At 70.4% G+C, this 11550-nt stretch carries 10 protein-coding genes; 2 read left to right on the forward strand and 8 right to left on the reverse strand.

Annotation, left to right across the window (positions count from 1 at the left end; translation table 11 throughout):
• Window positions 1-146: 146 nt before the first annotated feature.
• Window positions 147-1304, reverse strand: a complete 1158-nt coding sequence (locus tag ACWC9T_RS01710) for an adenosine deaminase (RefSeq protein WP_449819071.1) — start codon at window positions 1302-1304, stop codon at window positions 147-149.
• Window positions 1305-1429: 125 nt separating this feature from the next.
• Entirely contained in the window at window positions 1430-2398 is a 969-nt protein-coding gene (locus tag ACWC9T_RS01715) for a LysR family transcriptional regulator (RefSeq protein ID WP_449819072.1), read from the reverse strand.
• Window positions 2399-2490: 92 nt separating this feature from the next.
• Between ACWC9T_RS01715 and ACWC9T_RS01720 the strand changes: the two genes are divergently transcribed.
• Window positions 2491-3771, forward strand: a complete 1281-nt coding sequence (locus tag ACWC9T_RS01720) for an MFS transporter (RefSeq protein ID WP_449819073.1) — start codon at window positions 2491-2493, stop codon at window positions 3769-3771.
• Window positions 3772-3807: 36 nt separating this feature from the next.
• Entirely contained in the window at window positions 3808-4362 is a 555-nt protein-coding gene (locus ACWC9T_RS01725; protein WP_449819074.1) for a Uma2 family endonuclease, read from the forward strand.
• Between the two features lie 27 nt (window positions 4363-4389).
• On the opposite strand, the gene ACWC9T_RS01730 is transcribed toward ACWC9T_RS01725, so the two are convergent.
• From ACWC9T_RS01730 to ACWC9T_RS01755, 6 genes are all read right to left on the reverse strand, one after another.
• Window positions 4390-5667 (reverse strand): thymidine phosphorylase, encoded by a 1278-nt coding sequence (locus tag ACWC9T_RS01730; protein ID WP_449819075.1) that lies wholly within the window; start codon window positions 5665-5667, stop codon window positions 4390-4392.
• A 106-nt stretch (window positions 5668-5773) separates the two neighbouring features.
• Window positions 5774-6166, reverse strand: coding sequence for a cytidine deaminase (locus ACWC9T_RS01735; protein ID WP_449819076.1), 393 nt, complete (start codon window positions 6164-6166; stop codon window positions 5774-5776).
• Entirely contained in the window at window positions 6163-7428 is a 1266-nt protein-coding gene (locus ACWC9T_RS01740) for an ABC transporter permease (RefSeq protein ID WP_449819077.1), read from the reverse strand. The genes ACWC9T_RS01735 and ACWC9T_RS01740 overlap by 4 nt, the downstream gene beginning before the upstream one ends.
• A complete protein-coding gene (locus ACWC9T_RS01745) occupies window positions 7425-8579 on the reverse strand; it encodes an ABC transporter permease (RefSeq protein ID WP_449819078.1) in 1155 nt (384 codons plus the stop codon). The genes ACWC9T_RS01740 and ACWC9T_RS01745 overlap by 4 nt, the downstream gene beginning before the upstream one ends.
• A 3-nt stretch (window positions 8580-8582) precedes the next feature.
• Window positions 8583-10163 (reverse strand): ABC transporter ATP-binding protein, encoded by a 1581-nt coding sequence (locus tag ACWC9T_RS01750; protein WP_449819079.1) that lies wholly within the window; start codon window positions 10161-10163, stop codon window positions 8583-8585.
• 301 nt (window positions 10164-10464) lie between these two features.
• Window positions 10465-11526: a BMP family lipoprotein gene (locus tag ACWC9T_RS01755; RefSeq protein WP_449819080.1), complete on the reverse strand. Its 1062-nt coding sequence runs from the start codon at window positions 11524-11526 to the stop codon at window positions 10465-10467.
• Window positions 11527-11550: the final 24 nt, after the last annotated feature.

Genomic DNA, 11550 nt, shown 5'->3' on the forward strand with positions numbered 1-11550 from the left:
CGGCCTGTCAGCAATGACTGGCACACCGTAGTGACAGGGTTACGCGAGAACCAAAGGGCGTTCACTCACCCGAGTGAGTAGTCGGATGAACACCAACTTCCATGCCTGGACGCCGCGTTCATCCGACCGCAGGGACGGGTGTCGGCTCAGTTGCCGCCGGTACCCGCGCTGAACAGCCACTCCGCCTTGAGCTCGGCGTAGCCCGGCTTGATCACGTCGTTGATCATCGCCAGCCGCTCGTCGAAGGGCAGGAACGCGGACTTCATCGCGTTCACCGTGAACCACTCCATGTCACCCAGGGTGTAGCCGAAGGCATCCACCAGGTGGCCGAACTCCTGGCTCATGCTGGTGCCGCTCATCAGCCGGTTGTCGGTGTTCACGGTGACCCGGAACTTCAGTCGACTGAGCAGCCCGATCGGGTGCTCGGCGTACGAACTTGCCGCCGCCGTCTGGAGGTTGGAGGTCGGGCACATCTCCAGCGGGATGCGCTTGTCACGCACGTACGCGGCCAGCCGGCCGAGCTCGACGCTGCCGTCCTCGTTCACCGTGATGTCGTCGACGATCCGCACGCCGTGACCGAGCCGGTCGGCGCCGCAGCACTGCAGGGCCTCCCAGATCGACGGCAGGCCGAACGCCTCGCCGGCGTGGATGGTGAAGTGGTTGTTCTCGCCCTTGAGGTAGTCGAAGGCGGCCTGGTGGCGGGTGGGGGGGTAGCCGGCCTCGGCGCCCGCGATGTCGAAGCCGACGACGCCCTGGTCCCGGTGGCGGTTGGCCAGTTCGGCGATCTCCTGCGAGCGGGCGGCGTGCCGCATCGCGGTGATCAGGGTGCCGATGCGGATGCGGTGGCCGGCCGCGCGGGCGTTGGCCTCGCCCAGACGGAAGCCCTCCTGGACGGCCTCGACGACCTCGTCCAGCGTCAGGCCGCCCTCCAGGTGCTGCTCCGGGGCGTAGCGGACCTCGGCGTACACGACGCCGTCGGCGGCCAGGTCCTCGGCGCAGTCGGCGGCGACCTTGATCAGGGCGTCACGGGTCTGCATGACGGCGCAGGTGTGCGCGAAGGTCTCCAGGTAGCGGACCAGCGAGCCGGAGTCGGCGGCCTCGCGGAACCACTCGCCGAGCTCCTTGACGTCGGTGGTCGGGAGGCCCTCGTAGCCGGTCGCGGCGGCCAGCTCGACAACGGTCTCCGGACGCAGCCCGCCGTCCAGGTGGTCGTGCAGCAGGACCTTCGGCGCGCGGCGGATCTGGTCGGGGGTGGGGATACGCGGGCCGGTGCCCGCGGTGGTGACGGGGATCTGCTTCTCCATTGCGGAAATATAGCCCCTACGCGCGTAGACTCACCACCGCGAACAGCACCGAATGGTCCAAACCCACCCCGGAATTCCACCGACCGGTCCATAGGATCCGCCAAACCGGTCACGGTTGTGCCACCTCAGTCGTGGTGCAGCAGCCGCCCGCGCCGGGACAGCACGAAGTCCCGGAACGCCGCCACCGGAGGGGTCAACGGCCGCCCCGCCGCCCAGGCCAGGCCGATCGCCCGCCGGGTCCGCGGCGCCGTCACCTCCAGTTCCACCACCCCGGGCCGCGGCACCAGCGCCGGCGGCAGCAGCGCCACCCCCAGCCCGGCCGCCACCAGCCCGCGCAGCGTCTCGGTCTCCTCCCCCTCGAAGGCCAGCCGGGGCGTGAACCCTGCCTCGGCACAGAAGCCGTCCGTGATCATGCGCAGCCCGTACCCCTGCTCCAGCCCGACGAACGGCTCCTCGGCCACCTCCGCCAGCCGGATCCGCCGCCGGCCGGCCAGCCGGTGGTCGGCCGGGACGACCAGGTGCAGCCGCTGCTCGTCCAGCGGGCGGGCGGTGAACGCCGGGTCGTCCGGCAGCGGCGCGACCAGGCACAGGTCCAGCTCCCCCGCCCGCAGCCGCTCCAGCATCGCCATGCCGTAGTCCTGCACCAGCTGGAACCGCACCTGCGGGTGCGCCGCCCGGAAGCCGCGCAGCAGCGCCGGGACGGCGTCCGGCCCCATCGTGTGCAGGAAGCCGAAGGCCACCCGCCCCACCGCCGGGTCCGCCTCGGCCCGGGCCGCCTCCGCGCCGCGCTCCACCTCCGCCAGCGCCCGCTCCACCGAGGCCAGCAGCAGCCGGCCCGCCCTGGTCAGCCGGACCGTCCGGCCCTGACGGGCCAGCAGGTCCACCCCCAGCTCCTCCTCCAGCCGAGCCACCGCGCGCGACAACGTCGGCTGCGGCACCCCGAGCAGCGCCGCCGCCTGGGTCACGTGCTCCAGCCGGGCCACCGCGGCGAACTGGGCCAGTCGGGGCGCCAGCAGGACGGCCGGCCCGTCCGGCCCCAACTCGGCTGCCCGGTACCGCTGCTCCGCACCGTCCGACACATCCGGCACCGCCATCCCGCCACCACCTCGACTCATACGCCAGTGCATCGATCATCCACTCTTCATGCATTGGACGCATCAACCAGGCCGGGCCTACGGTCGACGTCATGCAGCCCTCAAGTACCAGGGCATCCGCGCCCGCCCCGGATGCCACCGCCGCCACCGTCCCCACCGAGGACGACCGCCACCGCCCCGGCCAGCGCGACTTCCGCCGCGCCAACCTCGCCCTGTTCGCCGCCGGGATCGCGACCTTCGTCCTGCTCTACTCCACCCAGGGCCTGCTGCCGATCCTCTCGGCCGACCTCGACCTCACCCCCGGCCAGGCCAGTTGGACCGCCTCCGCCGCCACCCTCGGCCTCGCCCTCGGGCTGCTCCCGGCCAGTGCGCTGTCCGACCGGTTCGGCCGCACCGCGGTGATGACCGCCTCCACCCTCGTCGCCTCCGCCCTCGCCGTCGCCCTGCCCTTCGCACCCGACCTCACCGCCCTGGTCGCCCTGCGCGTCCTGCAGGGCGCCGCCCTCGCCGGACTGCCCGCCACCGCGATGGCCTACCTCGCCGAAGAGGTCCACCCCAGCGCGCTGGCCTCCGCGATGGGCCTGTACGTGGCCGGCAACAGCATCGGCGGCATGGGCGGGCGGCTGCTCTCCGGTTGGACCGCCGCCGCCCTCGGCTGGCGCTGGGGCCTGGCCGCCTCCGCCGCCCTCGCGCTGCTCGCCGCGCTCGCCTTCCGGCTGCTGATTCCCGCCGCCCGGCACTTCGCCCCGGCCCCGGTGGACGCCCGCGCGCTCGCCCGTACGGTCGGCCGGCACCTGCGCAACCCGCTGCTGGTGCGGCTGTACGCGCTCGGGATGCTGTTCATGGCCGTGTTCGGCGCGGTCTACAACACCGTCGGCTACCGGTTGATCTCCGCACCGTTCCACCTGCCGGAGTCGGTCGCCGCCTCGATCTTCGTGGTCTACCTGGTCGGCACCGGCACCTCCGCCGCGGCCGGCCGCCTCTCCGGCCGCCTGGGCCGCCGCGGCGCCCTCTACGTCTCGATCGGCGTCACCGCCGCCGGCCTGCTGCTCTCCCTCGCCGACTCACTGGCCTGCGCGCTGCTCGGCCTGGTCCTGATCACCGCGGGCTTCTTCGCCGGCCACGCCACCGCCTCCTCCGCCGTCGGCCGCACCGCCACCGAGGGCCGCGCCCAGGCCTCCGCCCTCTACCTGATCGCCTACTACCTCGGCAACAGCCTCGGCGGCACGCTCGGCGCGGACGCCTACCACGTCACCGGCTGGCCCGGCGCCGCCACCGTCGGCCTCACCGCCATGGCCCTCGCCGCCGCCGTCACCCTCTACGCCAGCCGTCAGGCGCACCTCACAGCGCGACGGACGGTCACCGGAAGCTGACATCACGTATCAGGCCCCGCCGATAAACTCCGGGCTATGAGCATCGATCCTGCTGTGTACGCCCGGCTGCGCGAGATCGCGGATCAGCTGCCGCAGGTGCCGGGAATAGGGAAGGTCGAGATCGCCGACGGCGAGATCGTCATGATGATGTCGCCGGTGAAGCGCCACGAACTTGCGGTCATTCGCCTGGCCCGACAGCTCAACGCCCAACTACCCCGGACTCATCCTGGCTACATCGCCCACGGCGGCGCGGACTTGGAGGATGTCGGCCTCGGTCGGCTCCGAAACCCGGACCTGATGGTGTTCCCCGAGGCGGATCTGGACGACGACAAGCCGGCACTCCTGCCCCACGAGGTCCTTCTGGTCGTGGAGATCGTCTCCAAGTCCAGCCCTGAGAACGACTACCACGGCAAGGTCCGCGACTACTCGGCCATGGGCATTCCGATGTATCTCCTCGTGGACCCCCGCAAGGGCACCGGAATCATCCACGACGGCCCCGGCTACACCTCCCGCGAGAAGTTCAAATTCGGCGACACGATCACGGTCGGCCCCTGGACCCTCGACACCAGCGTCCTGCGGACGTACGCCTGAGCGCACGTCCGCAGGGCCCGGGCGCGATCAGGCGATGCGGTCCAGCACGATCGGGTTCGGGGTGAACGCGGTGCCGGCCGGGGAGACCCCGATGCCGCCTTCCAGGGCCGCGATGGCGTAGTCGTAGCGCTCGGGGGTGTCGGTGTGGAGGGTCAGCAGGGGCTGGCCGGCCACCACGGTGTCGCCGGGCTTGGCGTGCATCTCGACACCGGCGCCGGCCTGCACCGGGTCCTCCTTGCGGGCCCGGCCGGCGCCCAGGCGCCAGGCGCAGACGCCGACGGCGTAGGCGTCCAGCTCGGTGAGGACGCCGGAGGCGGGCGCAGGGATGACGTGCTGCTCGCGGGCGACCGGGAGCGGGGCGTCGACGTCGCCGCCCTGGGCGGCGATCATGCGGCGCCAGTGGTCCATCGCGGAGCCGTCGCGCAGCGCGTCGGCCGGGTCCTTGCCGTGCACGCCGGCCGCGGCGAGCATCTCGCGGGCGAGCGCGAGGGTCAGCTCCACGACGTCGGCCGGGCCGCCGCCCGCCAGCACCTCGACGGACTCGCGCACCTCCAGCGCGTTGCCCGCGGTGAGGCCGAGCGGGGTGGACATGTCGGTGAGCAGGGCGACGGTGTTGACCCCGGCGGTGGTGCCCAGGCCGACCATGGTGCGGGCCAGTTCGCGGGCGTCGTCCAGGTTCTTCATGAAGGCCCCGGAGCCGACCTTGACGTCCAGCACCAGCGCGCCGGTGCCCTCGGCGATCTTCTTGGACATGATCGAGGAGGCGATCAGCGGGATGGCCTCGACGGTGCCGGTGACGTCGCGCAGCGCGTACAGCTTCTTGTCGGCGGGCGCGAGGCCGTCGCCGGCGGCGCAGATGACCGCGCCCGCGTCGCGCAGCACGTCCATCATCTCGTCGTTGGAGAGCAGGGCGCGCCAGCCGGGGATGGACTCCAGCTTGTCCAGGGTGCCGCCGGTGTGGCCGAGACCGCGGCCGGACAGCTGCGGGACGGCCGCGCCGCAGGCGGCGACCAGCGGGGCGAGCGGGAGGGTGATCTTGTCACCGACGCCGCCGGTGGAGTGCTTGTCGCTGGTGGGCAGCGGCAGCGAGGAGAAGTCCATCCGGACGCCGGAGCGGATCATGGCGTCGGTCCAGCGGCTGATCTCGCGCGGCTGCATGCCGTTCAGCAGGATCGCCATGGCCAGCGCGGACATCTGCTCGTCGGCGACCTCGCCACGGGTGTAGGCGTCGATGACCCAGTCGATCTGAGCGTCGCTCAGCTCTCCGCGGTCGCGCTTGGTCCTGATGACGGAGATGGCGTCCATGCGTGCTCCCAGTGGGGTTTCTAAAAGCCTGAAAAGCGAAGAATGCCGCGAGATGACCGGGTTCCGGCCCACTCGCGACACTCTACGCGCGTAACAAATGCAGATGCTAGAGCCGCTCCGGCCCGAACGCGTCGGGCAGGACCTCGCTCATCGGCTTCACGCCCGAGGCCAGGTCGACCAGCAGCCCGGGACCGCCGTGCTCGTACAGCAACTGGCGGCAGCGCCCGCACGGCATCAGCAGCTCACCCGCGCCGTCGACGCAGGTGAAGGCGACCAGCCGGCCGCCGCCGGAGGCGTGCAGCGCGGACACCAGACCGCATTCGGCGCACAGCCCGAGCCCGTACGAGGCGTTCTCCACGTTGCAGCCGCTGACCACCCGGCCGTCGTCGACCAGCGCCGCCGCGCCGACCGGGAACTTGCTGTACGGGGCGTACGCGCGGCCCATCGCCACGCGCGCCGCCTCGCGCAGCCGCTGCCAGTCGATCACGGGGGCGGTCACTTGCCCTGGCCCTTGCGGTAGATCTGCCCGTCGGCCTTGGGCATCCGCAGTCGTTGCGAGGCCAGCGAGAGCACCACCAGGGTGATCACGTACGGCGTGGCGACGATCAGCGGACGCTGCACCTCGTCGGTCAGCGCGTACCAGGCGCCGAGACCGCCGGCCACCACGAAGGAGATCACCGTCGCGGTGTACTTGCGGCGGTACAGCTGCCACAGGGCGAGCAGCGCCATCGCGATCGAGACGATCAGGATCAGCACGTGGACCGACTCCGGGTCGCGCAGCTGGAGGCTGTCGGTGAAGCCGAACAGGCCGGCGCCCATGGCGAGACCGCCGGGCATCCAGTTGCCGAAGATCATCGCCGCGAGGCCGATGAAGCCTCGGCCGAGGGTCTGGCCGTCCTTGTAGAAGTGCGCGGCGACCAGCGAGAGGTACGCACCGCCGAGGCCGGCGAAGGCGCCGGAGGCGATGACCGCCATGTACTTGTACTTGTAGACGTTGACGCCCAGCGACTCGGCCGCGGTCGGGTTCTCACCGCAGGAGCGCAGCCGCAGACCGAACACCGTGCGCCAGAGCAGGAAGTAGCTGGCCACGATCAGCGCGGCGGCCAGCACCACGACCACCGAGAGGTTGGTGACCAAACCGCCGAGCACGCCGGCCACGTCCGAGACGAGGAACCAGTGGTGGTTCTCGATGCTCTTCAGACCCGAGGACAGGCCCGGGACGGTGATGTACGGCAGCGGATCCGCCGGCGGGGACTGGTTCTGCCCGGCGCCCGCCGAGATGTAGTCCTTGTAGTAGATCCGGTTGACGTACGCGCAGATGCCGGGGATCAGCAGGTTGATGCCGACACCGGACACGATGTGGTCGACACCGAAGGTGACGGTGATGATCGCGTGCAGAAGACCACCGAGCGCACCGCCGAGCATGCCGGCCAGCAGACCGACCCACGGGTTGACCAGGTAGCCGGCCCAGGCGCCGCAGAAGGTACCGGCGACCATCATGCCTTCGAGGCCGATGTTGACCACGCCGGCCCGCTCGGACCAGAGACCGCCCAGACCGGCCATGCCGATAGGCACTGCGGCGCTGAGCGCGGCGGAGATCTGACCGGAAGAGGTCAGCGAGTGGTTGCCGGTGGCCATGCCCACGGCGGAGAACAGGACCAGGGCACCCGCGATCAGGAGCAGGACCACCGGCCAGGACAGCTTGCGGTTCTTCGCGGGCGCGCCCGGCGCCTTCGGACGAGCAGCAGTCGCCGTGCTCACGCGGACACCTCCTTCTTCTCAGTGGCCGCGGCCTGGGCGGCGAGCTGGGCACCGACCCGCTTCTGCTGGCGCTTCAGGCCGTAGCGGCGCACCAGCTCGTACGCGACGACGACGCAGATCACGATGGTGCCCTGCATGACCGAGACGATCTCGGACGGGAAGCCGCCCTTGAGCGGCAGCTGGGCGCCGGTGGCGTCCAAGAAGGCGAACAGCAGGGCCGCGAAGGCCATGCCGATCGGGCTGTTGCGGCCCAGCAGGGCGATCGAGATTCCGAGGAAGCCCAGGTTCTGCTGGAAGGTCTGCCCGTAGTAGAAGGAGTTCTGCAGCAGCTCGGGCATGCCGATCAGACCGGCGATCGCACCGGAGACCGCCATCGAGATGATCACCATCTTCTTGACGTTCACGCCGGACGCGGTCGCGGCGGACTCGGAACGGCCGGTGGCGCGCAGGTCGAAGCCGAAGCGGGTGCGGGTCAGTACGAACTGGAAGACCACACCGACCAGGGCGGCGATGAAGATGAAGCCCCAGAGGGTGCCGCCGGGCGTCTCGATCGAGAAGAAGTGGCTGGACTGCGAGACCGGGTCGGTCTGGATCGAGTTGGTGGTGCCGCTGACCTTGGGCGCGAAGACGCCCGGGACGAGCAGCACACCGATGATCGCGAGCGCGATCGAGTTCAGCATGATGGTCGAGATGACTTCGCTGACGCCGCGGTAGACCTTCAGCAGACCGGCGACGCTCGCGTACAGGCCGCCGACCAGCATGGCGGTGACCAGCAGCAGCGGGATCTGGATGAACGACGGCAGGTCGAGCTTGGCGCCGACGAAGGCCGCGAACAGCGCCGCGACCTTGTACTGGCCCTCGACGCCGATGTTGAACAGGTTCATCCGGAACCCGAACGCGGCGGCCGCGGCGGCCAGGTAGTAGGTGGTGGTCCGGTTGAGGATCGCCACCTGACCGTCCGACTTGGTGGCGTACGTGATCATCACGTTCCACGCGTCGAACGGGTTCTTGCCCGAGGTCGCCAGCAGGACGGAGCAGATCGCGACGGAGAGGGCGACCGCGAGCACCGGCGCCGCCAGTGCGAGCACGATCCGCTCACCGCTGAGCCGCTGCGCCAGGCTGCGCTTGGCGGCGGGGTTGGGACTGGTCATGGGTTACTCCCCCGCCTGCGAGTCGTCGGCGGTGTCGGTGTGCGGGTGCTCGCTCTCGGCCTCGGTGCCCTCGGCCGCGACGGCCTGCGCCTCGGCGACGGCCTCCGGCTCGGACTCGATGTGGCCTGCCGCGGCACCGGTCATCGCGGTGCCGAGGTCCTCGGCGGTGACGGTGGCCGGGTCGGCGTCGGCGACCAGGCGGCCGCGGTAGATGACCCGGATGGTGTCCGAGAGGCCGATCAGCTCGTCCAGGTCGGCGGAGATCAGCAGGACGGCCAGGCCCTCGCGCTGCGCGGTCCGGATGTGCTCCCAGATCTGCGCCTGCGCGCCGATGTCCACACCGCGGGTCGGGTGCGCGGCGATCAGCAGCTTGGGCTCGTGGCTCATCTCGCGGCCGATGATCAGCTTCTGCTGGTTGCCGCCGGAGAGCGAGGCCGCGGTGACCTCGATGCCGGGGGTGCGGACGTCGTACTGCTCGACGATCCGCCAGGTGTCCTCGCGGGCGGCGGCGGGCTTGAGCAGCGGGCCGCTGGAGTTGGGCGCCTCGGTGACGTGGCCGAGGATGCGGTTCTCCCAGAGCGGGGCCTCCAGCAGCAGGCCGTGCCTGTGGCGGTCCTCGGGGATGTAGCCGATGCCGGCCTCGCGGCGGGCCCGGGTGAGGGTGCCGGAGAGGTCCTTGCCGTCCAGGGCGACGGTGCCGCCGTCCAGCGGCAGCATGCCCATGATGGCCTCGACCAGTTCGGCCTGGCCGTTGCCCTCGACACCGGCGATGCCGAGGATCTCACCCTTGTGGATGCGCAGCGAGATGTCGTCCAGGACGACGCGCTCGATGCCCTCGGCATCGGTCTTGGCGATCCGCAGGTCCTCGACCGTGAGCATCTCGGTCGTGGTGACGGTCGACTCGCGGCTCTCGGGGGAGGGCAGCTCGGCGCCGACCATCATCTCGGCGAGCTGACGGGCCGTGACGGCCTTCGGGTCGGCGTCGCCGACCGTGGTGCCGCGCCGGATGACGCTGATCGCGTCGGCCACCGCGAGCACCTCGTGCAGCTTGTGCGAGATGAAGATGACGGTGACGCCCTCGGACTTGAGCTCGCGCAGGTTGTCGAACAGCGCGTCGACCTCCTGCGGGACCAGCACGGCCGTGGGCTCGTCGAGGATGAGGATCTTGGCGCCGCGGTACAGCACCTTGAGGATCTCGACGCGCTGGCGGTCGGCGACGCCGAGGTCCTCGACCAGGGCGTCCGGGCGCACGCCCAGGCCGTACTGGTCGGAGATCTCCTTGATCTTCGCCTTCGCCTTGGCACCGATGCCGTGGAGCTTCTCGCCGCCGAGGACGACGTTCTCCAGCACCGTGAGGTTGTCGGCGAGCATGAAGTGCTGGTGCACCATGCCGATGCCGCGGGCGATGGCGTCGCCCGGGGTGTGGAACTCGCACTGCTCGCCGTTGATCGCGATGGTGCCCTCGTCCGGCTTCTGCATGCCGTAGAGGATCTTCATCAGCGTCGACTTGCCGGCGCCGTTCTCACCCATCAGGGCGTGCACGGTGCCCGTGCGGACGGTGAGGTTGATGTCGTGGTTGGCCACGACACCCGGGAAGCGCTTGGTGATGCCGCGCAGTTCGACGGCCGGTGTCGCCGTCCCCGCGCTGGGGGTGCCGTCCTTGCGCAGGGGGACGGGTTCGGATGCGGTGATGGCGATCTCCTGGTGGTCTGGAGGCGCGTCGTTGCGCTGGGAGGGCCAAGGGGGGTGACGGGGAAACGTGGAGACGGAACGGGGCCCGGGGGTACGCCGTTGAGCGCACCCTGCCGGGCCCCTCCCGTAACTGTGTCGATCATCGCGCCACCGGGCAGGCGGCGGCGCACGTCGCGTCCGAGACGCGCGGGCCTTACTGGGCCGGCGGCGCGGTCGGGATGGTGGTGGCGCCGCTGGTGATGGCGTCGGTGGCGGCCTTCAGCTTGTCCTGGATGTCGTCGATCTTGCCGCCGGTGGTGGCGAGCGAGACACCGTTGGCCTTCAGGTCGAAGAGCTTGACGCCGGTGAAGGGCGAGCCCTTCTTGACCGACTCGATGTACGAGTAGACCGCGGTGTCGACGTTCTTGACCATCGAGGTCAGGATGCTGTTCTTGAACTTCGCCAGGGCCGGCTGGCTGGCCTGGTCGGAGTCGACACCGATGGCGAGCTTGCCCGCGTTGGCGACGGCCTCGATGGCGCCGGCGCCGGACGAACCGGCGGCGGAGTAGATGACGTCCGCGCCCTTGTCGAGCTGGCCCTGCGCGGCCTCCTTGCCCTTGTCGGGCGAGGCGAAGCCACTGAAGTCCGGCGGGGTGGTCAGGTAGGTGGTCTCGATCTGGATGTTCGGGTCCACGGACTTGGCGCCCGCCTTGTAGCCGGCCTCGAACTTCTTGATCAGCTCGGACTGCACACCACCGATGAAGCCGATGTGGTGGGCCTTCGACTTGTTGGCGGCGGCGACACCGGCCAGGTACGAACCCTCCTGCTCGGCGAAGAGCAGCGAGGTGACGTTGGACGGCTGGTCCTTGTCGTTGGAGTCGATGATCGCGAACTTGACGTTCGGGTTGTCCTTGGCGACCTTGTCGACCGCCGGCTGGTAGACGAAGCCGACCGCGATGATGGTCTTGTAGCCGGCGTCGACCAGGTTCTTGAGGCGGGTCTCCTTGTCGGCCTCGGCCTCGCCCTGCTTGGCCTCGGCCTCGGTGACGGAGACGCCCAGGTCGGCCTTGGCCTTGTCCAGACCGCGGGCGGCGGAGTCGTTGAACGACTGGTCGCCACGGCCACCGATGTCGTAGGCCATACCGACCTTCAGCGAGCCGTCACCGGACGCGGAGGAGGAGGTGTTGTCATTGCTCTTTGCGCCGCAAGCGGCGAGCGAGGCCATGCCCAGGGAACCCGAGAGCACAACCGCGGCGAGCTTCATTGAACGGCGCAAGGGAGTATCTCCTTCTGACACGCA

The organism is Kitasatospora sp. NPDC001159 (assembly GCF_053598235.1).

Bases quoted from the DNA above. Each gene is read 5' to 3' on its own strand.
- ACWC9T_RS01715 (WP_449819072.1), bottom strand. From the start codon at position 2,398: ATGGCGGTGCCGGATGTGTCGGACGGTGCGGAGCAGCGGTACCGGGCA.
- ACWC9T_RS01745 (WP_449819078.1), bottom strand. From the start codon at position 8,579: ATGACCAGTCCCAACCCCGCCGCCAAGCGCAGCCTGGCGCAGCGGCTC.
- ACWC9T_RS01710 (WP_449819071.1), bottom strand. From the start codon at position 1,304: ATGGAGAAGCAGATCCCCGTCACCACCGCGGGCACCGGCCCGCGTATC.
- ACWC9T_RS01720 (WP_449819073.1), top strand. From the start codon at position 2,491: ATGCAGCCCTCAAGTACCAGGGCATCCGCGCCCGCCCCGGATGCCACC.
- ACWC9T_RS01730 (WP_449819075.1), bottom strand. From the start codon at position 5,667: ATGGACGCCATCTCCGTCATCAGGACCAAGCGCGACCGCGGAGAGCTG.
- ACWC9T_RS01725 (WP_449819074.1), top strand. From the start codon at position 3,808: ATGAGCATCGATCCTGCTGTGTACGCCCGGCTGCGCGAGATCGCGGAT.